This window comes from Singulisphaera chitinilytica (assembly GCF_049331405.1).
Classification (GTDB): Bacteria; Planctomycetota; Planctomycetia; order Isosphaerales; family Isosphaeraceae; genus PoT.
Genome location: NZ_CP186274.1, coordinates 3,606,215 through 3,631,854, shown reverse-complemented (window position 1 = coordinate 3,631,854; position 25,640 = coordinate 3,606,215). Strand labels below are relative to the sequence as shown.

Below are 25,640 nucleotides of genomic sequence, written 5' to 3'. Positions count from 1 at the left end.
CCTGGGTCCTTCCCAAGCTTCCGAGACACTAGCAGAAGTCCTCGAATCGCGAAACCCGAGTCGTCCCCACCCCTCGCATCCCTTTTTCTTCTACGGGCGGGCCCCGTTCGCCGGGCCGTCGTCGGAAGGCTCGGGTTCGTCCGGCAGGCCTAACTCCTTGATCCGGCGATAGAGCCGGGGACGCGAGATGCCCAGTTGCTCGGCCGCCCTCGATTTATTATGCCGGGCCCTCTGCAGGCTGCTCTCGATCAGCCGGCGCTCGACCTGGGTCAGCAATTCATCGAGCTGCGAGGTCTCCGGGGCGAGCGGAGGCGGGAGATAGGCCGAGGCGAGGTGGCCCCGGATCTCTGCCGGCAGGTCGTCCGCCTCGATCAGGTCTCCGCTCGCGGCCTCGTGGGCCTCGTCGATGACCCGGGCGAGTTCCCGGAGGTTGCCCGGCCAGTCGTAGCCCATCAGGACCCCGAGGGCCGACTCCGAAAAGCCCGACCGCTGCAGCTTCTCGCGGCCATTGGCCCGCTCCAAGAGGTGTTGGGCCAGGACGGGCAGTTCCTCGAGGCGTTCCCGAAGCGGCTTGAGCCTGATCACCATCGTGGTGAGCGAGTAATAGAGTTCCGCGCACAACCGTTCTTCCTGCAAAGCCACGTCGGGATCGCCGATCGTCGTCGCGAGCAACCTCAACCGAAGCTCACCGGACTCGATCGACTCGGCCAGCCTGCGTTGCAGGTCGCGAGGCAATTCGAGGATATCGCCGATCAGCAGGGTGCCCCCCTCATTGATCTGTGCACGTCCGGAGCCCTCCTCATCGAAGAGCCCTCGCTCGAGCACCTCGGCGGGGAGGGCCGCGCAGTCGAAAGGGAGGATCGGAGCCTGTCGGCGGTCGCCCTGCTGATGGATCGTCCGGGCGATCATGCGCTTGCCCGTGCCCGACTCGCCAAGGATGAGCACGGGCGAGGATGTCGTCGCCGCGATGAGCACCTGCTCCAGCAAGCGGCGATGCGACGGCCCCTTGCCGATCAGGGTATCGAACCCGAAGCGGCCGAGCGCCTTGTCGCGGACCTCGAGGAGGTCGGCCCGGAGTCGATGGCTCGGCGGCTCCGGCAAATGGCCCTGGGCATCGTGCAGGCTCACGAGGCCAAGGATCCCGAGCAGTTCACCGGCGTCGTCGTGGAAGGGCCAGAAGTCGATCCGGCGCCAGCGACGTTCCCCCGAGTTGTGGACGATCAAGGTCCTGACGGAAGATGATCTCCCCGTGCGGACCTCTTGCGGGGGGTAGAAGCTCCCCCCGAGCCCTTCGATGTCCCCGCCGCGGTTTGGCCCGTGCGCGTGGCAGGCGAGCCCCGCGACGGCCTCGAACGAGTACCCCGTAAGCTCCTCCCAGGCCTTATTTACCCAGATCAGCCGGAATTCGGGACTCAGCCAGAAGCTCGGTTCCGAGACCTGCTGCCAGAAACCATCGAGCCGCGCGCCCGAGAGTCGCGGAGACGCCATGGGGTTGATCGATTACCTTATTGGGGTACTCAGGAAATGGGGGAGCAATCCTGTCACAGGATGGGGTTCGTCGAGTCCAAAGGCAAGTGAAAACCATGGCTGCACCGCAAATCCAATCCGCGATCGCCATCGACGTCGGCACGACCAATACCAGGGCTCGCTACCTGCTCGACGGCAAGGTCATCGATACGGCCAAACGCCCCGTCGGCGTTCGCGACAACGTCGGCACGTCGGGAAAGTACGCGCTCGTGGATGCCTTGCGTGATGCGATTCAAGACGTGGTCAAGCGTGCGGATCAAAGGACCCCGGATGTCATCGTCGCGTCAGGAATGCTCACATCAGAAGTTGGCCTCGTCACCGTGCCGCACGTCCTCGCCCCCGCGGGGCTGGACGAGTTGGCGGCCGGGGCGGTCTTGAAAGTCGTGCCGGCGGTCGTCGACCTGCCCATCTTATTCATACCGGGCGTGAAGACTCCGGCCAGAGAAGGGGAAGACGGCTGGATGTCGGCCGACCTTATGCGGGGCGAGGAATGCGAATCCTTCGGCGCCTGGGAGGTGATCTCCCCCGGCTTCGTCAAGAACCCGACGCACGTCTCAGGTGATGACGGTCTTTCGCGTGGGACGAGCACGGTCTTCGTCTGGCCGGGATCTCACACGAAGATCGTGGAGATGGACCGGGACGGCAGGATCGTCCGCAGCCATACGAGCCTCGTGGGAGAGCTCACAATGGCCATGGCGCGGCACACCCTGCTCGTCGCGAGCCTGCCCGGTGGCCTGCCGGACGAGGTCGACGAACAGGCGATGGAGTTAGGCTCCAAAGCCGAGGCGCGGGAAGGCCTGGGCCGTGTCGGGTTCCTGGTCAGGATCGCGGCGGTCAACCAGAACTTGACGGAGCACCAACGGGCATCCTTCCTGATCGGAGCCCTGCTCTCCAACGACATCCGTCACCTGGCGAAGCATCCGATGTTCGGCCAGGATCATCAGGTCTGGGTGGGCGGGCGCCAACCCCAGCGCTCGATCTACGCGCGCTGGCTCGTCCGTGAGGGAATGCACGACGTCCGGGAGGTCGATGACGACCTCTGCGAGGATGCCTCGGCACGAGGAGCCCTGGCCGTCGCCATGAGGCGCCGAGAACTGCGGAGTGAATGATTGACGAGGGGAGCCACGAGGGCTGCAGCGATCAGCCGGGGGGAAAGTTGCTGGTATGGGAGAGGGCCAGCAACTTCCCTCCTCACGACTCGCTGAATCGGCTCCAGGACCAAACGACCTGGCCAATAATGAGGTCCCGGATCTGCCCTTCGAGCTCGATCGGGATCAGAGGATTCTCGCGGCTCGGCTGGTTCGGCCTAAGGATTAGGTGCCGGCCTGTGACATCGAGCCAGCGGATCATGGGGGCGCCGTCCGGGCAGGCCGCGACCATCTTCCCCTGGAGCTGGGCGGGGTCGGTCACGGTCCGATCGATGGCGACCACCGAGCCTTCCGGTAGGATAGGGCTCATCGTATCGTCCTCGAGCCGCACGCCGACCGTGTTCTCCGGGTTCGGCAGCCATTGACGGTAGGCCATGATGTAGCCCTTGACCCGAGAGGGGTCGACCGTCTTGCGGGAGAGGTCGCGAGGCGAGACGAGGCTCACCGCCACGAAGTCCGACATCGTCTCGGTCGGCAGATTCTCGGGCGCCACGACGACCGCGTCGCTCGGCATCTCTTCCAGCTTCTCGAGACCCTTGCGGATCAGTTCGAGCGGGGTGAGGTCCGAGAGGGACGCGTCCATCCGCTGGACGAACTTGGGGCCGATACCGGACAGGAGCCAACTCGGATTCGCGCCCGTCTGGTCGATGAAGGCCAGGAGCACTTCCGCCGGGACCGTCACGCCGGTTTCGTAATTATACCAGGTGCGAGCCGGCAGCCCGAGGCGACGGGCGAGTTCGGGACCTCCATGCTCACCAAAGAGATCCTGGCGCACTTCTCTCAGCCTGCGAGAGACGGACGCCTTGATATTGACGCGGACCTTCGGAGTCTTCTTTCGAGCCACGGCGCTCAATCCCGCGTGCGGGAACCCTCCCGAAGACGAGGCATCTCGTAGCAGTGGTGTACGCGCATAACCGTCTCGAAAACCCAACGAGACCCACGAACAGATCCCCTAGAACCCGTAAGATTCAGGGAAACGTTTTTTTGGCATGGCCCCCGGCGGCCAAAACTAAGCCATTGAAAAAACAGTTTATCAAACGATACCGCCAAGGTCATCCTAACTGTGACCTTGGCCATAAAATGTCGAACTCGTGTTTCGCGAAGGCATCATCGCCGGTCGCGAACCGATCTTAAACGCGAGTCTCGGAACATTTCATTTTGGTTCGTGACACTTTAGGGGAACAGAGGCATTAAAAGATACCAAGCACATCGCGGGCCTCGTCCGACATCCGGTCGGGCGACCAGGGGGGTGACATTACCAGGCGGACATTGGCCTTGGTGACCCCTTCGATCTTCTCGATGGCCGACACGGCGTTGCGAAGGATTTCCGGCCCGGCCGGGCAGGCGGGGGTGGTCAGCGTCATCTCCACGTCGACCTCGGCCTCCCGGGTCTGGACCGTGTAGACCAGGCCGAGGTCCACGATGTTGACATTGAGCTCGGGGTCAATGACGGTGCGCAAGGCTGTAAGGATCGCCTCTTGGTCGGCCATCTTAGCGGACTCCTCGGTTGAATTCAGGTATTAATCGTTCAAAGAGACGTAGATTTCATCACCGCGAATTTCGACCTCGTGGGTCGTCACCGGCTCGACCGCGGGGAAGCAGAGGGCTTTGCCCGTCCGGACGTCGAAGCGGGCGCCATGCCTCGGGCATTCGATCTCCGAACCTTCGAAATCCCCCTCGGCGAGCGGGCCCCCGTCGTGCGTGCAAACATCATCGATGGCATAAAATGTACCACCTACGTTAAATAGGGCGATTGCACGCTCGTCGACCTCGGTGAGGAGCTTCCCGCCGGACGGGATTTCGGCGAGGGTCGCCACCTTGACGAAATTGGCCATGGGCTCGGTACCTCAAGCTTGGCGGTTGGGATCGATCTGGATTCAGGGGGTCTCGTTCGACGAGGCTCGGGCCATCGCGGCCCGGGTGACCTCCGCCTTGACGCGACGCAGCACGCCGCTCAGGCCTCGGACGCGCAGCATGCCGAGGATCTCGGGAAGGCCGATCTGCTCGATCAGCGAATCGCGGACCTGCAGGACCTCTTCGATGGTCGCCCCGTTCAGGCCTTCGACGAGGAGGGCGACGAAGCCTCGGACTGTGGGGGCCTCGATGGGGGCGTCGGCGAAGAGCCGGACGGTGTCCCCTTCGAGCTCGACGAAGAGATAGACCGGGGACTGGCATTCCTCGACGCGGTGGCTGGCGTCCTTGTGGGCGAGGAGCCGCTCGGGCAGCGGGGGGAGGTTCTTCGCGAAGTCGATCAAGAGCTCGATCCGTTCCTGCCGGTCGGCCTCGCTTAACTCCGCCACGATCTCGTCGAGTTCCAGGGCCATCGCGTCGACTCCGATGCTGATCCTGCAAGGCTTTGGAAGGAAGGAGGGGCGTGCGAGATTGTTCGGGAGCCAAACTGCAAAGCCCTGAGCCGATCCGGCCAGGGCTCGCAGGATTTCCGGGGATGGTGCCGACCTTCGATCGGCGGGCCGAGGGCTCAGGCCCCCTTGGCGATCGGGGCGCGGACGAGGTTGCCCCACTCGCACCAGGAACCGTCGTAGTTCCGGACCTTAGGATAGCCGAGCAGGTACGTGAGGACGAACCAGGTCAGGCTCGACCGCTCGCCGATCCGGCAGTAGGCCACGACGTCGTCGGTCGACTTGAGACCGACCTCGCCCTCGTAGATGGCCTTGAGCTCTTCGACCGACTTGAATGTGCCGTCTTCATTCACGGCGCGGCTCCAGGGGACGCTGACCGCGCCCGGGATGTGGCCGCCGCGGAGCGACCCCTCCTGCGGGTAGTCTTCCATGTGGAGCTTCTCGCCGGTGAACTCCTTGGGGCTGCGGACGTCGAGGAGGGCCTTGCCCGCCTTCGAGTGCTCGAGCACGGCGTCGCGGAAGATCCGGATGGCCGACTCGTCGGCACCGGCGACCTTGTATTCGGTGGCGGGATACTTGGGAACGTCCTTCGTCTGGGTCCGGTTCTGGTCGACCCAGAGCTTTCGGCCGCCGTTCATGATCCGGCAATCCTTGTGGCCGAACAGCTTGAAGGCCCAGAAGGCGTAGCAGGCCCACCAGTTCGACTTGTCGCCGTAGAAGACGACCGTGGTGTCGTTGCTGATGCCCGACCTCGAGCAGATCTCCGCGAATTTCTCGGCGTCGATGTAGTCGCGGATGAGCTGGTCCTGGAGGTCCCCCTGCCAGTCGATCTTCACCGCGCCCGGGACGTGGCCCATGTCGTAGAGCAGGACGTCTTCGTCGCTCTCGACGATGCGGACCTTCGGGTCATTCTGGTGGGCTTCCACCCAGTCGGCCGAGACCAGGACTTCGGGATGGACGTACGCTTCACCCATGATGGGCATTCTCCCTGGAGGCTATGATCACACGGATCTGTCTAGAAAAGACCGAATTCGCTCGACGTCGCGTCGGTCATCCGAGGGCTCAGGCCTTGGCCGGAGCCCCGCCGATCATGAGCTTGTCGGCGACGGCCTGGCGGAGGGTCTCGCGGACGGGTTCGAGCGCGATCCGGTCGTAAACGTTGGCGAAGAAACCTTCGACGATGAGCCGGATGGCGGTCTCCTCGTCGATCCCGCGCGATCGGGAATAGAAGATCATATCCTCATCGACCCGCCCGGCCGTCGCGCCGTGGGTGCAGCGGACGTCGTTGGCCTCGATCTCGAGGCCCGGGATCGAGTCGGCCCTGGCGGTGTCGGAGAGGATCAGGTTCTCGTTCTTCTGGTAGGCGTCGGTCTTCTGGGCGTCCTTCTCGACCCGGATCATCCCCTTCCAGACCACGCGAGACGAGTCCTTCAGGCCCCCCTTATAAAGGAGGTCGCTGTTGGTGTTCGGGGCCATGTGGTCCTGGCGAGTGAAGTAGGCCAAATGCTGACGGCCTGATGTGAACATCACGCCATTCACCTGGGCCTTGGCCCCCTGCCCGGTCAGCGCAACTTCCTGGTTCACCTTCGCCAGCCGAGAACCGAGTGCTCCCACGGTCCACTGGAGGGTCGCGTCGCGACCCACGAGCGCCCGCTCCCGGCTGAAGTGCCAGGTCTTGAGATCCCAGTTCTGGATGTTGACGAACTGGAGCCGGGCGCCGGTGCCGACGAAGATCTCGACCGCGCCGACGTGCAGGGCCGCATCATCGCCCCGATCGCGGCCGGTCGTCTCGCGGACGAAGGTCGCCTCGGCGCCATCTTCGAGGACGATCAGGGTGTGTTCGAGGTCGACACGCCCCTCGCGGGCGAGGCCCACCAGGCTGAAGATCGGGGCCTCGACCTTCACGCCCTTGGGGACGTAGAGGAAGGTCCCGCCGGTCCAGAAGGCGGCGTGAAGCGCCGAGAACGCGTCGGAGTTCGCGGAGACGCATTCCGTGAGGAGGAACCTCTCGAGCAGGGCGGGATGCTCGCGGACGGCCGTCTCGAGGTCGACGAAGATCGCCCCGTTGAGCTTCGACGGGTCGGCCTTCTTCGTCACGACGCCGTTGATCTGCTCGATGCCGGTCGCGTAGTGGGTGCTCAGGGCATTCCAGGAGGGGGCGAGGGCGTCCTTCGCCTCGGCCGACGGCTCGACCCGCTCGGGGGGGGCGAAGTTGGCGAGCTTGAGCCCCCGGATATCCGTCCGGCGCCATTCCTCGTCGCGCGAGGTCGGCATCGGCGTGTTCTGGAGCAGAGCGAAAGCCTGTTTCCGCCTCTCACGCAGCCACTCGGGCTCGTCCCGTTCCTTGAGGACCCGCTCGAAGGCCGACTCGCTGAAACCGCCCGTGATCGTCCGCTCTTCTGTCGTAGGCATCTGTCTTGGTGTCTCGATCAGAAAATGGGCCCAGTCGTTTGCTCAAGCGTCTCAAATGATGAACTGGGCAACTCTTGTCGCATCGCGTCCCGAGGCGAACGGAATGTCGAAGCCTCCCGGAAGTTGCGAGGGCCCGCTCGGCGTGGCTATCAGACTCGCCTCGGCAAGCTCGGGACCGCAAGGGCCCGACTCGCCGGGCTACAAACTCGGGGTCGAACCGGGGGCTTCCCCACGGTTCGACTCGTTCCGCATCAGGCTATGTTGGACGGGTAGATTCGCCGGGATCCGAGGCTCTCGGATCCCGACCTCGATCAGCCCACCGAGCCTTCCATCTGGAGTTGGATCAGCTTGTTCATCTCGACGGCGTATTCCATCGGCAGCTCCTTGACGAGCGGCTCGATGAACCCGCTGACGATCATGGTCGAGGCCTCGGCCTCGCTCAAGCCGCGGCTCATGAGGTAGAAGAGCTGTTCCTCGCCGATCTTGGAGACGCTGGCCTCGTGGCCGATCTTGACGTCGTCCTCATCGATCTCGATGTACGGATACGTGTCGGATCGGCTGTACGGGTCGAGGATGAGGGCGTCGCAGACGACGTTCGACTTCGATCCCTTGGCGCCATCGGCGACCTTCAAGAGGCCGCGATAGCTGGCACGGCCGCCATTCTTGCTGATGCTCTTGGAGATGATCCGCGAGCTCGTGTAAGGGGCGGCGTGCACGACCTTGGCGCCGGCGTCCTGGTGCTGGCCCTTGCCGGCGAAGGCGATCGACAGGATCTCGCCGCGGGCCCCCTTGCCGACCATGTAGACGGCCGGGTACTTCATGGTGAGGCGGCTGCCGAGGTTGCCGTCGACCCACTCCATCAGGGCGTCCTCGTGGGCGACCGCCCGCTTGGTCACGAGGTTATAAATGTTGTTCGCCCAGTTCTGGATCGTCGTATAGCGGCAGCGCCCGCCCTTCTTGACGACGATCTCGACGACGGCCGAGTGGAGGCTTTCCGTCGAGTAGATCGGGGCGGTGCAGCCCTCGACGTAATGGACCTGGGCCCCTTCCTCGACGATGATCAGGGTCCGCTCGAACTGGCCCATGTTCTCGGCATTGATCCGGAAGTAGGCCTGGAGCGGGATGTCCACCTTCACGCCAGCGGGGATGTAGACGAACGAGCCGCCCGACCAGACCGCCGAGTTGAGCGCGGCGAACTTGTTGTCCTGCATTGGGATGATCGTGCCGAAATACTCCCGGACGAGGTCCGGGTGCTCTCGGAGGGCGGTGTCGGTGTCGACGAAGATCACGCCCTTCTTCTGCAGGTCCTCGCGGAGGCTGTGGTAGACGACCTCGGACTCGTACTGGGCGCCGACCCCCGCGAGGAACTTGCGCTCGGCCTCGGGGATGCCGAGCTTGTCGAACGTGTTCTTGATCTCGGCGGGGACGTCATCCCAGGTGCGTCCCTGTCGGTCCGCGGCCTTCATGTAGTAGTGGATGTCGTCGTAGTTGAGGGCGGAGAGGTCGCCGCCCCAGAGCGGGGTCGGCTTCTGCCAGAAGACCTCGAGCGCCTTGAGCCGGTAGTCGCGCATCCAGCTCGGCTCGCTCTTCATCTCCGAGATCTGCTCGACGACTTCGCGCGTCAGTCCCTTGCCGCTCTTGAACGAGTAGTTGGCGTCCGAGTCCCGGAAGCCATACTTGTATTCGTCCTTGATCCCTTCCACCGAACTGCCCACATCGGTCGCCATCGCGTGATATTCCTTCCTCGGCGGGGATTGATTCAGGAGGTAAGTTGACCCGAAGGGGCGGCTTGCTCCATCTCTTCCTCATCCTTCGCCGCCTCGGGATACTTCGCACGGACCCAGTCGTAACCTTGCTTCTCGAGCACGTCCACGAGCTCAGGACCGCCACTCTCGACGATCCGTCCGCCGAACAGGATGTGGACGAACTGCGGCTTGATGTAGTTCAGGATCCGCTGGTAGTGCGTGATCACCAGGACACCGGTTTGCACCTTCGATGCCACCCGGTTGACCCCTTCGGAGACGACCCGGACGGCGTCGATGTCGAGGCCGCTGTCGGTCTCGTCGAGGATCGCGAACGAGGGGCGGAGCATGGCGAGCTGCAGGACCTCGGCACGCTTCTTCTCGCCGCCGGAGAAACCTTCGTTGAGGTAGCGGCGGGCGAACTCCGCATCCATACCGAGCTCATCCATCTGCTCTCGGAGTTCCTTGCGGAACTCGCGCATCGGGATGAGGTCTTCCCCTTCCTTGCGGTCGGGCAGGCGGACGTTGGAGACCGCATGCCGGATGAAATTCGCCACCGTCACGCCCGGGATCGACGTCGGGTACTGGAAGGCGAGGAAGATACCCGCCTTGGCACGTTCGTCGGCCTCGAGTTCGAGCAGTTCCTGGCCATCGAGCTTTGCCGAGCCGGCGGTCACTTCGTAGTTGGGATGCCCCATGAGCGCGTAGCTCAAGGTGCTCTTGCCCGAACCATTCGGTCCCATCAAGGCGTGAACCTCTCCCTGCCGGATCGTGAGGTTGACTCCCTTGAGGATCTCCTTGCCGTCGATCGCGACGTGGAGGTTTTCGATCTGAAGGACCTTGCTCATCAGTCTCCTGCCCTATTGCGACGGATCGAGGCGCTTTCGGCTCTCCGTCTGATTCGTGGTCCCGATACTCGGTGGCACTTGAAGATAGACAATTGCGATTATACGGCCTTGGCCGGTATGGCCGTGACCAACGGCTTGGCCTCGAAGTCGCACGAGCGATGCCCATCCAGCCGGCATTGGCTCAGGCGAAGGCCCCGCCCCAGGACTTTCTCGAACATCTTCCGTTCCATCGCGCACACGGCGCGATCCACTTCGGCAAGTTCATAGTAAGGGCAGGAGTGCTGCTTGAGGACGGGACTCATCCCGCCTTCGGGGCTGGTCACCTCGGTCTCGATGCCCCTGTCGTGCAGGATCGTCCCGAGTTGAACGAGCCGACCTTCCCACTCTTCCCCGGTCACCTGTGTACGATAGAGTTCCGCCAGCCGATCGGTAATCCGACCGAAGAGGAACCGGCGTAACTTGCGATCTTCCACCGTCCTCATCATCTCATCCCAGAGCACGACCGCCAGGTCTGCATAATTCTGGCCGAGTCGCTTGTGGGCCTCGACGCTCGCTCGATACGTGTGCTTGGGCCGACCTCGACCGCCGTGCTCGGCCTGGCGTTCCACCATGCCCGAGCCGACCAGCCGGTTCAGCCGGTTGCGAATCGCCGTGGGCGTGACGTCCAACCTCTCCGCCATCTCGGCGACGGTCAGGGGCCCGTGTCGGCGGATTAAATCGAGGAGCGAACGATCCGAAGATTCCATCATGGTCGTACTCCCAGTGGCTTCTTCGCGATCGGTGGGGAAGGGACCGCCTCCCTCACGCGTTCGTCACTCGTCTGCAACCGCGATTGTAGGGGCTACAAACAGGCACGTCCATCGTGCTTGAGATATTTTCCGCAAAATTCTTTGCGAAAAATACGAGACCTTGCCGGTGACGAAAGTTGCGACGTCGGCTCATATCGCCCCTTCGCCGGATTTTCACGAATTAGGTTTGCACGCCTCAGTCCGGCGACTTACAATGTTTAATAATTGCCCAACCTTTAGACGGGATGGCGCGGCGAGGCATCGTCCCGGAGCGAGGAGATCGAAATCATGCTGACGGTCCAAGGCAGGGCCCACACGGGCTTCTGCGATGGGATCTCTCGTCGAGATTTCTTGAAGATCGGTGGGTTGGCGTTGGGCGGGCTCTCGCTCCCTCAATTGCTCGCGGCTGAAGAGCAATCCAAGACCGGCTTGTCTCACAAAGCTGTCATCATGGTCTTCCTTGCCGGGGGACCTCCGCACCAGGACATGGTCGACCTGAAGCCCGACGCCCCGGCCGAGATCCGAGGCGAGTTCAAGCCGATCCCCACCAACGTCCCCGGCATCGACATCTGCGAGCACATGCCAAGGCTCGCGCAGGTGATGGACAAGATCGCCATCATCCGCACGCTGGTCGGGGCCAGGGGCGAGCATGCCGCAGTCCAGTGCGTCTCGGGCTATTCCGCCGCCGACAGCAAGCAGCAAGGCGGCCGCCCGAGCCTCGGCGCGATCCTCTCGCACGTCGAAGGGCCGGTCAGGAGTTCCGTCCCCCCTTTCGTCGGGCTCTCGCCCAAGATGGGCCACATGCCCTGGGCGGATAACGGCGACCCGGGCTACCTCGGCGTCAAGCATGCCCCGTTCACGCCGAATGGCTCCGACCTGGCGAACCTGACCCTCAAAGGCATGAACCTCAACCGGTTCGACAACCGGAAGGGCCTCCTCAAGAGCTTCGACGGGCTCAGGCGCGACATCGACGCCAACGGCTCAATCGAGGGCATGGACTCGTTCACCCAGCGAGCCTTCGAGATCCTCACGTCGACCACGCTCGTCGACGCCCTCGACGTCAGCAAGGAAGACCCGAGGCTCCGGGCCAAGTACGGCCAGGGGGACATGGTCAACGTCGACGACGGCGGCCCCTGCTGCATGGACCAGTTCCTGATGGCGCGGAGGCTCGTCGAGGCCGGCGTGCGCTGCGTGACCATCGGCTTCGGCCGCTGGGACTACCACAGCAACAACTTCGGCCAGTGCCGCGATCGACTGCCCAAGCTCGACATGGGGCTCGCCGCTCTGATCGAGGACCTGCACCTCCGCGGCCTCGACAAGGACGTCTCGGTCGTCGTCTGGGGCGAGTTCGGCCGGACCCCGAAGGTCAACGCGGACGGTGGACGCGACCACTGGCCGAGCGTCGCCTGCGCCATGCTCGCCGGCGGCGGCATGAAGACGGGCCAGGTCATCGGCGCGACGAACCGACTGGGCGAGGTGCCCAAGGATCGCCCGGTCACCTTCCAGAACGTCTTCGCGACGCTCTACCAGAACCTCGGGATCAGCCCAAGTACGATCATCCCCAACCACTTCGGTCGGCCGATGTACCTGCTCGACTCTTTCGAGCCGATCCCGGAACTCCTCTGAGTTCGCTCGACCATCAAACAACAAACCTCCCGGCTCCAACCCTTCGCCCGAACGTGGTTCGGAGGGTCGGTGCCGGGAGGTTCGTTCATTTCAGCGTGGCCCGTCGGCCTACATGCAGAGGCTCTATCTCAGAGCCCCGCGCCGCCGAGGTGCTTACGTCGCTTCTTGGCATTGCGGATGCCGTGACGCTTGGGACGACGCCCCTTCGCGATCGGCGAACCATTGGCCTTTTTCCGCCACTTGTAGCTCTTGCGATTCTTGGTCTTGCTCTTCATGACACACCAACTTCCAATGGATTCGTTCCACGCGAGCGCGTAGCAAGGCAGCGATTATTGCGGCCTTGCCACCCAAAAATCAAGCGGACTTTCGACCCCCTCGGCGTTGAAACGACGCAACCGCTGCAAATCACCAGTTCAGGTACGCTCGACATGCACGGGCTCGCTCTGGGGCGGCCTGACGTGCTCCGCGAAGTAGGCGATCAGGCTCTCGGGATCGTCGGAGACGACGAGCTTCTCCCGGTCGCGTTTGCGGATGAAGCCTTCCTCAACGCCGTAGTTCATGAAGTCGAAGAGCCGGTCGAAGTAGCCGTCGACGTTGAGGATGCCCATCGGCTTGCCATGGATCTTGAGCGCGGACCATGTCAGGATCTCGAAGAACTCCTCGAAGGTCCCGATGCCCCCCGGCAGGGTGAGGAAGCCCGACGAGAGCATGGCCATCATCGCCTTGCGCTCATGCATGCTGTTCACGACGTGGAGTTCGGAAAGGCCGCCGTGGGCGATCTCGGACGAGGAGAGGCGCTCCGGGATGATCCCGATCACCCGGCCCCCTGCCTCGAGCGCGGCATCGGCGACGATCCCCATCAGGCCGACGCGGCCCCCGCCGTAGACGAGGCCGAGACCTTTCTCGGCGATGGCGGTCCCTACGCAACGAGCGGCCGCTTCGTAAGCAGGTCGAGATCCGGAGAGGCTGCCGCAGAAGACGCAGACATAGGACGTCGGCAGGATCGAAGGGGTCTCACTTTTTGCTGTCTTCAAGTTTCTTTTCCGAAGTGGCTCGAAGGATCAGGCCGTAGTACATCCCGAGGAAGAGCACGAGGTACACGACCGCCAGGATGACCCCTTGCAGGATCGGCCTCGAGGTCGGGTCGGGGGCCAGGGCCGCCTTGGCGCCTGATTTGATGAGTTCGGCGGTGGAGTGGAACCGGACCCGGCCCGCAACCAGCCCCAGCGTGAGGCCGGCACAGGAGGCCCCGAGGAGTGAAACCATCAGATACATCAGGAAGAAGATCGAGAGCGGATTGACGCGCTTGACCCGCTCCGAAGGGACACCCATCAGCGTGTTGATCTTGGCGACCTCGTAGATCAGGCCGATGCGGGTCCGGACGAGGATCAGGCACATGAATGCGCCGATCACCGCGAGGGTGCCGAACGTGATCGGGAGGCACCAGTACTGGATCAGTTCGAGGTGGATGATCGGCGCGACGTCCGGCCGCACGTTCATCAAGGCGGTCGATGCGGCGAAGAGGATCGACGCCATACCGAGGAAGATCCCGACCGACCTGTTGCGGTCGGTGATCAGTTGATTGATCGTCCGGGAGATGTGGAGATAGCGGACCTCGGGCGAGAGCGGCTGATGAGGCTGGGGCTTCCAGCCGAGCGCCGCCTCCTCGCCGATCATCTCGATCTCGGCGAGCCTCCGGTCGAGGGCCTCGTCGCCGACGAGGTCGGACGACAGGCCGCTTGTATGGTCATGGACCTTGCCATCCATGGGGGAAGGAGGAGGGACTGGCGTCCCGGCGACGTCGACCTGGGGCACGGGCGATTCGGGGGTCGTCGACCTGGCGACGGGCGTACTGGGCTCGCTCACGTGGGCTCCTCTGGCGGCCGAGCCTTTGGACCTGGGGTTTCACCCTCTCGACACCGGCCGTTATCATGAGGTTCGTGGCAACACGCCGCAAGAGCCAACGCCAAGCCAAAGGGTCGAAGGACGGTCGAGTGTCGGATACCCAGAATTTCCAGACGGTGGCGCGCGTCGGAGAGATCCCCGAAGGCCAGGGGCGCCCCTACGAGGTCGACGGACAACCCATTGCCATCTTCCTCTGCGATGGGACTTATTACGCCCTCGACAACATGTGCCCGCACAAGGGCGTGCCGCTCGATGACGGCCTCGTCTTCGACAAGTCGGTCACCTGCATGTGGCACGGCTGGCGCTTCAGCCTCGAGGATGGCCGCCATCTCGACGGCCTCCGTTCCTGCGTGACCACCTTCACCGTCCGCGTTGTGGATGAAGAGATCCAGGTTTCACTCTCTTGAGGATATCCAAACTCAATCGATTGATTCACGGACTGAGGGCCTGCCCTCAGAAACCTCACTGATCGCCTCCCCTCGCGTTTTCGACGCTGAAAAAGGATTCTCACAGCCGGGCGTTGCCCCTGTCGGAAACAGCCGGCTGGATCCATCCCCTTACTCCTTGACGAGCCAGGCAGTAGATTGGGTGCTCCCCGCCTGTCGCGAGACAGGCCTGACGCCGCTCCCGATCCTCGAGGAATTGTTACCGAGATGAATCTGTTGACGACGTTGGCCGGCTCGATGATGGAAGGCTTTTTCCCCAAGGGTTGGGACCTCGCCAAGATCGACGCCTGCTGCTCGCACCCGGCAGAGTCGATCACCGAGCGTCGGCCCTGGTGGCACAAGGACTTCCACCCCGTCCCCTGCGCGGACCTGGCCGATTTCGACGTGGTCCTCGGCCACGAGATCGCCCTGACGATCTCCAAGGCCCGCCGCGACGGCAAGAAATCCGCGCTCATCCTCCCCGTCGGCCCCATGGGGATGTACCGCTGGGCCGTATACTTCCTCAAGGAGTGGCAAGTCCCTTGCGATCACGTCTATGGTTTCAACATGGACGAATGGAGCGATCGCGACGGCAAGACGCTCGCCTCGAATGATCCGGGCGCGTTCCAGAATGCGATGGAGTCGGCCTTCTACGGCCCCCTCGGCTCCTTGACCGTCCCGACGAATCAGCGTTGGTTCGCGACCCCCGACCGCCTGCCCCATTACGGCGAGCGGATCGCCGAGCTGAAGGCGGAGGGTGCCGAACTCGTCGTCATCTTCGGCATCGGCCGGGTCTGCCATATCGCCTTCTGGGAGCCGCACTTCGCCGGCGAATACGCCAGCGTCGACGAGTGGAAGGCCCAGACGCATCGCATCGGGGCGAAGCTGCACCCGCTGACGATCGAGCAGAACGCCCTGACCAGCTTCAAGAGCCGGACGACCCTCGTCCCGGCCTTCGCCAACACGATCGGCCCGGGCCTCTTCCTCCAGGCCGACAGGATCATCGGCGGGGCCGATGGAGTCTTCGACCGCGGCATGCAGTGGCAGGGGATGAGCCTCTGGATGACCCTCCGCTACGGCCCCGATCCCTGGATCCCCAGCTCGTTCATGCCCACCCTGCCCGGCCGACTCTTCTTCCACCGGGGACTCGCCGGCCCGCTCGAACCCGAGATGAACTGAGCTCCGTTCACTCCGACAGGATCCCCGCCTCGACCACCGGTTCGACGGCGGGGTCCGGGGGCTTGCCGGCGCGGTTCAATTCGCCGAGCCTGCGTGTCTCGGGCCAGAAGAAGTCGACGATCAGCACGACGAGCAACGTCCCGACTCCGCCCCCGACGACCGACGCCACGGGTCCGAAGAACTCGGCGGTCATGCCGGATTCGAAGCCCCCCAGTTCGTTCGACGAGCCGATGAAGATGGCGTTCACCGCCGAGACCCGCCCGCGCATGCTGTCCGGGGTCAGGACCTGGATCAAGGTGGCCCGCACGACGACGCTGATGTTGTCGAACGCCCCCGTCAGGAACAGCATCGCGAAGGAGAGCACGGGGTTGGTCGAGAGGCCGAAGACGATCGTCGCCAGCCCGAAGCCGGTCACCGACCACATGAGGGCACGCCCCGCCTGTTTCATCGGGGGCCGATGCGCCAGGTAGAGGGCCATGACCACGGCCCCGAGCGATGGCGCGGCCCGCAGCCAACCCAGGCCGTCGGCATCGACCTTGAGGATGTCCTTCGCGAAGATCGGCAGCAGCGCCGTCGCCCCGCCCAGGAACACCGCGAAGAGGTCCAGCGTGATCGTCGCCAGGATCAGCTTGGACTTGATCACGAAATCATAGCCCGCCAGGACCGACCGGATCGTCGCAGGCTCGACGTCATGCGTCCTCCGAGTCACGCGGACGGGGACTAACAAGAGGACGACCACGACCGACGCGATGAAGTCGAAGAGGAAGGCGGGTGCGGCACTCCTCGCCTGCGCGATGGCGAAGCCGCCGAGGGCAGGCCCGACGACCGACGCGACCTGGAACCCGCTGGTATTCCAGGTGACCGAGCTCGACAGCAACTCCTTCGGCGCGAGGTCGGGCAGGAGCGCCCAACGCGCCGGGGCGCTGAACGCACGCCCGAGCCCGGCGAACAGCAGGAAGAAGTAAGAGAACCCGACGGGCGCCCCCATCCGGCTGGAGACCGCGAGCCCAAGGCTGGCCAGGCCCATGAGAACCTGCGAAAAAATAAGCATATTCTTCCGACTATATCGATCCGCGGCGTGCCCCGCGGCGAGCGTGAGGAAGAACACCGGCACGAACTGGACGAGCCCGACGTAGCCGAGGGCCGAGGCCGATCCGGTCCGCTCGTAGAGCTCCCAGCCGATCGCGACGTTGCGGACCTGCGCCCCGATCGTCGAGAGCAGCGACGCGGCGAGATAGTTCCGGAAATTCGCGACGCGAAGCGCGGCGTAGGGGTCATGCTTCGCCGAATTCGTCACGCCCTGTTTGCCGGCCGAGTCTGGAAGGCGCTTCTCTGTGCCATCTTCGGGAAGGGCCATCAGTCTCGTTGCGACTCCAAGGGAGGGGTGGGCCGTTTGCACGGGCAGCCCAACGACCGGTTGAAAACTGTACAGGATGCGGTACCGGCTGCCAAGGCCGAGGCCTTCCCCGGCCACATCATCATGCCTAGGTATTAGATTTCATCCATGCAATGGCTCGCGTTCAGGACGAGGCGCTCTCGCTTCCCCCTGCACAATCTGGCGCGTTCGTGCCCGATCAGACGAGGGCCCTCCCTCGCTCGAAACCGGGATTGACGGGACATTTCGGGCCGAAGAAAACGGTTGCATCGCGCGAACAAGCCGCTTATGTTCACCGAGACGTAATCTCGCCAGATCGTTCGCCCGGAGGCGGGGCGAACCGACTCCAAAAAAGAACGGGTCCGGACTCGGTCCACACCATGCCGGGCCGACCTGCTCTCCACCCCACTCGACGAAGAGAGTCGCACCATGATACGCGTCATCGCCAGATTTCCCCGCATGGCAGCCCTGCTGGCCACGGCCTTCGTCACGACGGGCGTGGCGGTCGCCCAGCAAGCGGCAGGCCTCGTGGGGACCCTCGACGGCCACGCCGACCCCGTCTACGCGATCACCTGGAGCCCCGACGGCAAGCGGCTCGTGACCGGGGGCTTCGACAACACGGTGCGACTCTGGGATGCCGCCACTCGCAAGGAGATCAAGAAGTTCGACGGCCACTCGAACCTCGTCCTGACCGTCGCGGTCTCGCCCGACGGCAAGCGGATCCTCTCGGGTAGCCTGGACAAGACCGCCAAGGTCTGGCAGATCCCCGGCGGCGGCCCCCTGAAAGACCTGGCCGGGCAACTCGCCGGCATCCACGCTCTGGCCGTGAAGCCCGATGGCAAGCAGGCCGTCGTCGGCACGGGCCCTGCCCTCAAGGTGTGGGACCTCGCGGCGGGGACCGCGGTGAAGGACCTCCCGGGACACGCCGGGGAAATCGAGAGCGCGGCCTGGCGTACCGACGGTGCCCAGTTCGCCTCGGGCGACAAGAGCCGCACGATCCGACTCTGGAACGCGGCCGATTTCAACCCGCAGGGAATCATCGAGACCCCTGCCGACACGATCCTCGGCCTGGCCTACCTGCCGAACAACCAGCAGCTCATCTCGGCCGGCTCCGACGGCCTGGCCCGGCTCTGGCAACTGCCGGTCGCCGACATCAAGGTCATCGACCCCAAGGCGGCGGTCGGGGCCTTCGCCCTCGCCGGCAACGGTGCCCAGTTCGCGACGGCCGGCGCCGACAAGGTGATCCGGACCTGGAACGCGGCCGATGGGGCCCTCGTCAAGGAGTTCGCCCCGGCCGATCAGCCCGTCGTGGCCCTCGCCTACAAGGCGGACGGGAGCCAGGTCGCCGCGGCGTATGCCGACAACCTCGTGCGGATCCTCAACGCGGCCGACGGAGCCGAGATCAAGAAGGCCGATCCCCTGCCCTCCGCAATCAGCGCCATCGGGTTCCGGGCCGACGGGGCGCAGGTCGCGGCGGCGGTGGCCGACAACCAGATTCACGTCATCAACGTCGCAGACGGCAAGGTCATCAAGGGCATGCCCGGCCACGGTGCCAAGGTCCATGCCCTCGAGTTCCTACCGAACGACGGGAACCTGCTCGTCTCCGCGTCAGCCGACAAGACGATCAAGCTCTGGGACATCAACCAGGGCAAGCCGGTCCGCGACTTCGCCGGCCACGGCGATGCAGTCCTCTCGCTCAACGTGAGCCGGGACGGCTCGAAGCTCGTGAGCGGCTCGGCCGACAAGACGGTCAAGCTTTGGACGATCGCGGATGCCAAGAACGTCTCAACGCTCTCCGGCCACGCCGGTCCGGTGAATTCCGTCTTCGTGTCGAACGACGGCAATCGGGCCGCGAGCGGTGCCGCCGACAATACGATCCGCTTCTGGGATCTCGCCACCGGCCTCGAACTCCAGCAATCGACGGCCCACGGAGCGGCGGTCTCGGGTGTGGCCCTCCTGCCCGACAACGCCTCGATCGTCTCGGTCGGAGCCGACAACAAGGCCCGGATCTGGAAGTCGAGCGCGGTGAGGGTCTTCGCGGGACACCAGGGCCCTGTCTTCGGCGTGACCGTGCATCCGAACGGCTCGCAGGTCTACACGGCCTCGGCCGACAAGACCCTCAAGGCGTTCGACACGAACACGGGGAACCTGATTCGCAACTTCGCCGGGCACGCCGACGCGGTCAAGGCCGTGGCCGTGACCAAGGACGGCAACCGCATCTTCTCGGCCTCGGCCGACAAGACGATCAAGTCCTGGAACGTGAATGATGGGAACCTGATCCTGACCTATCCCGCCCAGGCCGACGTGGTCCTCTCGCTGGCGACCTCGGCCGACAACCGCTTCCTGATCGCGGGGGTCGCCGACCAGAAGGCGCAAATCTTCGACCTCACGCAGACCGACCCCGCCAAGGCCTTGCGGCAGACGCTGGCCGGCCACGCCGGGGCGATTTCCGCCGTGGCGATCCTGCCCGACAACGCGACGTTCGTGACGGCCTCCGAGGACAAGTCGCTCAAGCTCTGGATGCTCGAGCCGGTCGGAGCCCTGAAAGACCTTGCCGGTCATCAGGGCCAGGTCTACAGCGTCGCCTGGGCGCCCGATGGCAAGCAGGCCGCGACCGGGGCGGCCGACAAATCGGCCCGCATCTGGGATATCGAGAAGGGTGCCCAGGTCCGGGCCATCGAGAAGGCCCACGAGAACGTCGTCTACTGCGTGGCCTACAGCCCCAAGGGGGACCTGCTCGTCACCGGGGGCGACGACAAGCTCGTGAAGTTCTGGAACCCGGCCGACGGCAAGGAACTGCGTAAGAGCGTGGGGCATGGAGCTGCCATCTACTGCGTGGCGTTCCGCAGCGACGGGACCAAGCTCGCCTCCGGCTCCGTCGACAAGACGATCCGCCTCTGGAACGTCGCCGACGGCAAGGAGATCGCCAAGCTCGACGGCCACCCCGACGACGTCTACTCGCTCGCCTTCAGCCCCGATGGCAAGCGGCTCGCCTCCATCGGCTATGGCGGGAACCTGTTCGTCTGGGACGTCGACGGTGCCAAGGCCGTCTTCAACCAGAAGATCGCCCCCAACACCATGGCCTACGGCATCGCCTGGAGCCCCGACGGCAAGCAACTCGCCATCGCCGCGTCCGACAACAAGGGGTACATCTTCAACGTCCCCTGATCGACGACGTTGAGGACATGAAGTGATCGACGAGGCTCGCTCTCATCGAAACGCCGCCCAGCGATTCGTTGAGGACGAGCCTTTTTTCGTGATCAGCTCCGTATCAGGTCCGGCCCCCCTCGCAGCAGGTCTCGCAGATCGTCCGGCATCGCGTGCACTGGAGCTTGCCCCGGATCTCCATGACGGGACTTCCGCAGACGGGACAGGCCGCCCGGGGCGGTGTCGTGCCCGGCCGATCCTCCCGCTCGTCGCGGTCGGGACCCTGGTTGGTCATGAGACTCCTCCCGATTGATGGCCGTGCTTTGGATGGGGAGTGGCGGTGATCGGTCGCCGTCCCCCATTTTACAGGCGCAAAAGAACGAGGGCATCTCCCACGACGCGAGTCGCGGGAGATGCCCTCGAAGTCTTTCATGGATAGCGAGGTCGATTACTTGCCGACGACCCACTGGGCACGAGCCTTGGAGTCCGCGACCTCATCCAGCGTGAACTGGACGCCGTTCTGACGGTGCTCCAGATCCACCAGGACGGTGAACGTGTGGAGCCCGGCAGAGAGTTCTATCAGAGCATCGGTCTTGGGCTCGACCTTGTTGCCATCGACCCAGAGGGTCAGGTTGGCGGGCGAGTTCAGGCCGATCTTGACCGAGCCGGCGGTGGAGACGTCCAGGACGGTGCTCGCCAGGCCGACCTTGCCCGACTTCCCGGCCACAGGCTGGAAGGCGTCGAGCGGGAGGGTCCCCGAGACAAGGCTGTAGGCCGGGTTCCAGGTGAGGGATGAGCCCGACTTGATCGCGGCGTCGAGGTCCCCCTTCTGAATGACAGAGGCGGCCTCGGGCGTCGCCTGGGCGACACGCCAGCGACGGGCGACCCGGGTCTTGCCCACGGAGTAAGGCCCGATCTTGCCGAGTTCCGAGAGGAACCGGACGAGGTCGACGAACTCGGCGTGGGTCAGCGACTCCGTGAGGCCGGTCGGCATCAAGGAACCGCCGTTCTTCTGCTCGTCGATCGTGTCGAGGGGGATCTCGATCTCCTGGTCCTCGGCGTCGCGCAGGATGAGCACGCGGTCGGTCTGCCGGACCTTGATGCCCGAGATCACCTTGCCGTCGGAGGTGGCGACGATTGCCGAGTGGTAGTTCTCCTTGACCGCTTTGTTCGGTAGGAGCAAGGAGTCGATGAGGTAATCGACCTGGGCACTCGCCCCGACGCTCTCCAGGCTCGGGCCGACCTGACCGCCCGCACCCGCGATGGCGTGGCACTTGAGGCACGCCTGCTCTTGCCTGCGGAAGATAGCCTCGCCGCGAGCGGCGTTGCCGTCGCGACGAACCTCGCCCACGAGCTTCGCCAGTTCGTCGGTGGTCAAGGGCTGCGGCTGGGACGAGAGGCCTCCGGCCTTGGAGAGGGCCTCAATCAAAGGCGTCTCATCCTTGCCGGTGTTCCTCGCGGCCCTGACGGCAAGCTTGGCCGCGTCGGGCGGCAGGGTCTTGCCGGAGAGGGCGGCCACCAACGCCGAGGAACCCTCCTTCAATTGGAGGATGCGGCCGACCAGATCCGAGACTGCGTTCGCATTCTTGGTGTGGGAGAGGGCTCCGACGGCCTGGGTTGCCCCCGCCTTGATATCGACCGAGGCCAGGGCGCCGATCGCCAGCAACTGCGTGCGAGGAGCGTCGGTCTGGGCGGCCAGGCGGGAAAGGGTCTGGAGCGACTCGGGGTCCTTGTAGGCGACGAGGGCGTCGATCGCCTCGCGGCGGACGGCGTCGGGGGTCGCTTCGGCGGTGGCCAGGCTCACGACCTTGGGACGGAGGGCCTTGACCTGCCAGAGGCCCGCGGCCCTGGCGGCGATGGCCTTGAGGCCTTGGTCGTCACCATCGAGCCACTTGCCGACGCGGTTGAGATCCCCTTCGGGCCGCACCTTGCGCTGCTGGGTCGCCTTGAGGAGGGCGCCGAGCAAGGCCGCCTGCCGCGGACCCTGGGTCTTGTCGGAGTTCAGAGCCAGGTCGAAGACCATCGCGAGATCTTTCGGCTCGCCGAGCGAGGCGATGACGGTCAGGGCCGAGTCCTGGTTGTCCTTGGGGATCTTCCCCGCCTCGAGGGCCTGAGCCAGCGGCTTGACGACCGCCGGGCTCCCGACTGCACGCAGGGCGAAGACGAGGTGCGACGAGTGGCCGCCGAAGTCGAAGCGGCCGGCCTGCACTTCCGGCAACCAGACCGGCTCGAGCTCGCGGGCCGTCAGATAAAGCGCGTAGTCGAGGAAGCGGTCCACGGGCAGATCGAGGGCCCGCATCGCGATCTCGGCCGCGCGGGGATTCGGGATCCGAGCCAGGGCACGGACGCCTTCCAGCCGGACCCGAGGATGATCGTCCACGACCTGGGCGGCGAGGAGATCCAGCGGATCCGAGACGCGCTGGAGCCAGTGGGCCAGGACTCGCGTCGCGGCCGCGCGGATCCGGGGATCGGCGTCGCGGAGGAGGTCCTTGAGCAAGTCGGGCTCGACGACATCGAGCGACTGGTAGGTCCAGAGGGCCTCGAGCCGCTGGTGGGCCTGGGCACCATCCTTGGGGTCGAGAGCCTTCACCCAGGCGGCCAGGGCCGGTAGGACGGACGCGCCGCGCTCCTTGAGGACGCGTTTGGCGTGGTGCCGGGTCCAGTCCTCGGGCTCCTTGAGGGCGGCGAGGAGTTGCTCGGTCGAGGCGTCGACGAGCTTGGGGCGAGTCACCAGGGGTCGGCCCTTGGCGGTGACGCGCCAGATCCGGCCGCGGGTGTGGTCGCGGCGGGGGTCGCGGAAGTCGACCTCACCGTGCTGGATGATCGGGTTGTACCAGTCGGCGATGTAGATCGCGCCGTCGGGGCCGACCTTCACGTCGATCGGGCGGAAGGCGACGTGGCTGGTCTTGATGACCTCGCCCTGCTCGCGGGCGGCGAAGCCCGCGCCGTCGTCGCTGATCACGAACCGGCAGACGCGATTGCCGCGGAAGTCATTCGTGATGATGTTCCCCTGCCACGAGTCGGGGAGGTGACGCCCGTTGACGACTTCCTCGCCGCAGTACTTCGGGCTGCCGGGGTTCAAACCTTTGAGGATCCGGGGGGCGTTGGGGGCGGTGACGTAGTAGGCCCCAGGCAGGCAGTAGTTGATCCCCTCGCCCCCGGCGCCGTCGGTGGCGAACGACTGGCCCCAGCGGTCGAAGTGGTGGCCCCAGGGGTTCACGAGCCCCTTGATGAAGACGTCGAGCTCCATCGTCTCGGGCCGGAACTCCCAGATCCCGCCGCCCCCGAGTCGCTTCGTGCCGTGCGGGGTCTCGATGTGGCTGTGGATATAGATTGACTGGTTGAAGTAGAGCTGGCCATCGAAGCCCCAGCGCAGAGTGTGGAGGATGTGGTGCGTGTCCTCGGTGCCGAAGCCCGAGAGCATCACCCGGCGGCTATCCGCCTTGCCGTCCTTGTCGGTGTCGGAGAAGTGCAGCAGCTCGGTGCTGTTCGCGACGTAGGCCCCGCCGTCTCCCGGCTCGATGCCGGTGGGGATCAGGAGCCCGTCGGCGAAGACGCTCGTGCTGTCGGCGCGGCCGTCGCCGTCCTTGTCCTCGAGGATCAGGACCTTGTCGTTGGCGGTCTGGCCCGGCTTGATCTGGGGATAGACCTCGGAGCTGACGATCCAGAGTCGACCGGCCGGGTCGAAGTTCATCTGGATCGGCTTGGCGAGGATCGGGTCGGCCGCGAACAGGTTGACCTCGAAGCCCTCGGCCACCTGGAACGATCGACGCTCGAGTTCGGGATCCGGGTCAGGGATATTCGCCAGCTCCCGCTGGGCGAAGAGCGAGGGGCAGAGGGCGAGGAACCCCCATGCGACCAGCGTCGAGGCTTGCTTACGATTCATCACTTGCCCACCTCACTTTCGCGGATCAGCTCATAAACGTGCGTCGCAGGCAGGCTCAGTGACAGGATCTCCCGCTCCTTCTCCTCGACGAGGGGGTCGAAGAGCGGGATTTCCCTGGCGTTGTTCCCTTGCTCGTGCTTGCGGAAGCCGAAGAGATACGTCTCGTTCTGGGGCCGCCACCTGTGGAAGTACAGCAGGTTCTTCTCGTTGATCAGGGTACGCAGGGCCTCGACCTGGGCGAATTCCGGCCCCTGGTTCAGGGTCAGGTTCCTCAGGGCCTCGGCATTCGCCTTCAGGACCGGCTTGCCGTCGATCGTGAGCGAGTACATCCCCTCCGGCAGGCCCACGACCTTCAAGGTTCGTGCCGTTCCCTGCCCTTCGGCCGGGGCTCGCGTCCCCTTCGGGGCGGGCGGCGTAGGGAGCGTCGCGTCCTGGGTCTGGAAGATGAGCCCATTGGAGGCCGCCTGAGTCTTGAGGATCTTCGTCCCCTCGGCGCGGGCCAGGGTCCCGTCGGCCTTCAGCTCGACGACCCAGGGGCTGGCGGCGGGTTGAAGCTCAGAAGCCAGGATGTTGCTGACCGTCCAGGCGCCGGGAGCCGTGAGATGGATACCGTTGTCGGTAAGCGGGGGCTTCTGGGAACGGGTCTCGCTCGAGTAGTTCCAGAGATCCTTCTCGTGGAGCAGGTCGACGTATAGGAGCCCTCGCTTCCTGGCCGCGTCGGCGATGGCCGCCGCGTACTTGTCGAGGTTAGCGACGTGCGAGGAAGGATTCGGCAGGGGCCGACCGAGGTCTTCGTGGCCGAGCGGCGACAGCACGACCACCTTCGCCTTGGTCTCCTCGAAAACGCCCATCAGCGTGTCCAGGCCGGCGACGAACGCGTCGACCCCCTTCGGACCCGAGAACGAGTCGGACATCCCGTAGCCGACGATGATCACGGTCGGCTTGAGGCCCAGGACGTGATCCCGGAGCTGCTTGAAGCCGTCGGCCCGGGTCCCGAAGCCCGCGCGGGCGTCGCCGAAGACGCTGTCGCCGCTCCAGCCGAGGTTCCGGAAGACGATCCGCTTGCCCGGGTTCCGGAGCGTCAGCAGCGTCTCGAGGTAGCCGTATTTCTGATCGCGTTCGATGAAGGTATCGCCGATCAGGACGACCCGATCGCCGTCCTTCAGCTCGAGCTTGCCGGGCGAGGCCGCTCGAATCGGCGGGACGAGGATGAGGCCCAGGAGCCCCAGGGCCACGAGGGAAGCATGTTTCACGAGTTCACTCCGAAGCAGC

General features: G+C 64.9%; 22 protein-coding genes. 5 read left to right on the top strand and 17 right to left on the bottom strand.

Translation table 11 applies throughout. The annotated features are described in order from the left end of the window. Window positions 1-90: 90 nt before the first annotated feature. Window positions 91-1,488 (bottom strand): sigma 54-interacting transcriptional regulator, encoded by a 1,398-nt coding sequence (locus ACOYYX_RS14655; RefSeq protein WP_422930648.1) that lies wholly within the window; start codon window positions 1,486-1,488, stop codon window positions 91-93. A 95-nt stretch (window positions 1,489-1,583) separates the two neighbouring features. Here ACOYYX_RS14655 and ACOYYX_RS14650 point away from each other — a divergent pair, with 95 nt between their 5' ends. Continuing rightward, complete coding sequence (locus ACOYYX_RS14650; RefSeq protein ID WP_422930647.1) at window positions 1,584-2,636, top strand: 2-dehydro-3-deoxygalactonokinase; 1,053 nt, start codon at window positions 1,584-1,586, stop codon at window positions 2,634-2,636. An 82-nt stretch (window positions 2,637-2,718) separates the two neighbouring features. Here ACOYYX_RS14650 and ACOYYX_RS14645 read toward each other — a convergent pair whose 3' ends face one another. From ACOYYX_RS14645 to ACOYYX_RS14605, 9 genes are all read right to left on the bottom strand, one after another. After that, entirely contained in the window at window positions 2,719-3,519 is an 801-nt protein-coding gene (locus tag ACOYYX_RS14645; protein WP_422930646.1) for an XRE family transcriptional regulator, read from the bottom strand. A gap of 346 nt (window positions 3,520-3,865) precedes the next feature. Beyond that, entirely contained in the window at window positions 3,866-4,165 is a 300-nt protein-coding gene (locus ACOYYX_RS14640) for a metal-sulfur cluster assembly factor (protein WP_422930645.1), read from the bottom strand. Window positions 4,166-4,195: 30 nt separating this feature from the next. Beyond that, window positions 4,196-4,510, bottom strand: coding sequence for a non-heme iron oxygenase ferredoxin subunit (locus tag ACOYYX_RS14635; RefSeq protein WP_422930644.1), 315 nt, complete (start codon window positions 4,508-4,510; stop codon window positions 4,196-4,198). 42 nt (window positions 4,511-4,552) lie between these two features. After that, window positions 4,553-4,999 (bottom strand): SufE family protein, encoded by a 447-nt coding sequence (locus ACOYYX_RS14630; RefSeq protein WP_422930643.1) that lies wholly within the window; start codon window positions 4,997-4,999, stop codon window positions 4,553-4,555. Window positions 5,000-5,154: 155 nt separating this feature from the next. Next, window positions 5,155-6,009 (bottom strand): sulfurtransferase, encoded by an 855-nt coding sequence (locus ACOYYX_RS14625; RefSeq protein ID WP_422930642.1) that lies wholly within the window; start codon window positions 6,007-6,009, stop codon window positions 5,155-5,157. An 88-nt stretch (window positions 6,010-6,097) separates the two neighbouring features. Further along, entirely contained in the window at window positions 6,098-7,447 is a 1,350-nt protein-coding gene (gene sufD, locus ACOYYX_RS14620) for a Fe-S cluster assembly protein SufD (RefSeq protein ID WP_422930641.1), read from the bottom strand. 311 nt (window positions 7,448-7,758) lie between these two features. Further along, window positions 7,759-9,174, bottom strand: coding sequence for a Fe-S cluster assembly protein SufB (gene sufB, locus ACOYYX_RS14615; RefSeq protein ID WP_422930640.1), 1,416 nt, complete (start codon window positions 9,172-9,174; stop codon window positions 7,759-7,761). A gap of 32 nt (window positions 9,175-9,206) precedes the next feature. Beyond that, a complete protein-coding gene (gene sufC, locus ACOYYX_RS14610) occupies window positions 9,207-10,037 on the bottom strand; it encodes a Fe-S cluster assembly ATPase SufC (RefSeq protein ID WP_422930639.1) in 831 nt (276 codons plus the stop codon). Between the two features lie 98 nt (window positions 10,038-10,135). Then, complete coding sequence (locus ACOYYX_RS14605; RefSeq protein ID WP_422930638.1) at window positions 10,136-10,786, bottom strand: helix-turn-helix transcriptional regulator; 651 nt, start codon at window positions 10,784-10,786, stop codon at window positions 10,136-10,138. Window positions 10,787-11,113: 327 nt separating this feature from the next. Between ACOYYX_RS14605 and ACOYYX_RS14600 the strand changes: the two genes are divergently transcribed. Next, on the top strand, window positions 11,114-12,451 hold the full coding sequence (locus ACOYYX_RS14600; protein ID WP_422930637.1) for a DUF1501 domain-containing protein: 1,338 nt from the start codon (window positions 11,114-11,116) through the stop codon (window positions 12,449-12,451). A 128-nt stretch (window positions 12,452-12,579) separates the two neighbouring features. Here the strand turns inward: ACOYYX_RS14600 and ACOYYX_RS14595 are convergent, their stop codons facing one another. The 3 genes from ACOYYX_RS14595 to ACOYYX_RS14585 all read right to left on the bottom strand — a co-directional run bounded on the left by ACOYYX_RS14595 (window position 12,580) and on the right by ACOYYX_RS14585 (window position 14,317). Next, a complete protein-coding gene (locus tag ACOYYX_RS14595) occupies window positions 12,580-12,726 on the bottom strand; it encodes a hypothetical protein (RefSeq protein WP_422930636.1) in 147 nt (48 codons plus the stop codon). Between the two features lie 138 nt (window positions 12,727-12,864). Continuing rightward, window positions 12,865-13,485 carry a TIGR00730 family Rossman fold protein gene (locus ACOYYX_RS14590; RefSeq protein ID WP_422930635.1) on the bottom strand — a complete coding sequence of 207 codons (621 nt, stop codon included), beginning with the start codon at window positions 13,483-13,485 and terminating at the stop codon, window positions 12,865-12,867. Then, window positions 13,466-14,317, bottom strand: a complete 852-nt coding sequence (locus ACOYYX_RS14585) for a hypothetical protein (protein WP_422930634.1) — start codon at window positions 14,315-14,317, stop codon at window positions 13,466-13,468. The genes ACOYYX_RS14590 and ACOYYX_RS14585 overlap by 20 nt, the downstream gene beginning before the upstream one ends. A 128-nt stretch (window positions 14,318-14,445) precedes the next feature. Here ACOYYX_RS14585 and nirD point away from each other — a divergent pair, with 128 nt between their 5' ends. Both nirD and ACOYYX_RS14575 read left to right on the top strand, forming a co-directional pair. Continuing rightward, entirely contained in the window at window positions 14,446-14,763 is a 318-nt protein-coding gene (gene nirD / locus ACOYYX_RS14580) for a nitrite reductase small subunit NirD (RefSeq protein ID WP_422930633.1), read from the top strand. Window positions 14,764-15,009: 246 nt separating this feature from the next. After that, window positions 15,010-15,960 carry a 6-phosphogluconolactonase gene (locus ACOYYX_RS14575; RefSeq protein ID WP_422930632.1) on the top strand — a complete coding sequence of 317 codons (951 nt, stop codon included), beginning with the start codon at window positions 15,010-15,012 and terminating at the stop codon, window positions 15,958-15,960. Window positions 15,961-15,967: 7 nt separating this feature from the next. Here the strand turns inward: ACOYYX_RS14575 and ACOYYX_RS14570 are convergent, their stop codons facing one another. Beyond that, on the bottom strand, window positions 15,968-17,317 hold the full coding sequence (locus ACOYYX_RS14570; protein WP_422930631.1) for an MFS transporter: 1,350 nt from the start codon (window positions 17,315-17,317) through the stop codon (window positions 15,968-15,970). A 447-nt stretch (window positions 17,318-17,764) separates the two neighbouring features. Between ACOYYX_RS14570 and ACOYYX_RS14565 the strand changes: the two genes are divergently transcribed. Beyond that, window positions 17,765-20,503 carry a hypothetical protein gene (locus ACOYYX_RS14565; RefSeq protein WP_422930630.1) on the top strand — a complete coding sequence of 913 codons (2,739 nt, stop codon included), beginning with the start codon at window positions 17,765-17,767 and terminating at the stop codon, window positions 20,501-20,503. Between the two features lie 103 nt (window positions 20,504-20,606). On the opposite strand, the gene ACOYYX_RS14560 is transcribed toward ACOYYX_RS14565, so the two are convergent. The 3 genes from ACOYYX_RS14560 to ACOYYX_RS14550 form a co-directional block, all read right to left on the bottom strand. Continuing rightward, a complete protein-coding gene (locus ACOYYX_RS14560) occupies window positions 20,607-20,777 on the bottom strand; it encodes a hypothetical protein (protein ID WP_422930629.1) in 171 nt (56 codons plus the stop codon). Between the two features lie 153 nt (window positions 20,778-20,930). Continuing rightward, entirely contained in the window at window positions 20,931-24,368 is a 3,438-nt protein-coding gene (locus ACOYYX_RS14555; RefSeq protein ID WP_422930628.1) for a PVC-type heme-binding CxxCH protein, read from the bottom strand. Beyond that, entirely contained in the window at window positions 24,368-25,621 is a 1,254-nt protein-coding gene (locus tag ACOYYX_RS14550; RefSeq protein WP_422930627.1) for an SGNH/GDSL hydrolase family protein, read from the bottom strand. Before ACOYYX_RS14550 ends, ACOYYX_RS14555 begins: the two co-directional genes overlap by 1 nt. Window positions 25,622-25,640 lie beyond the last annotated feature (19 nt).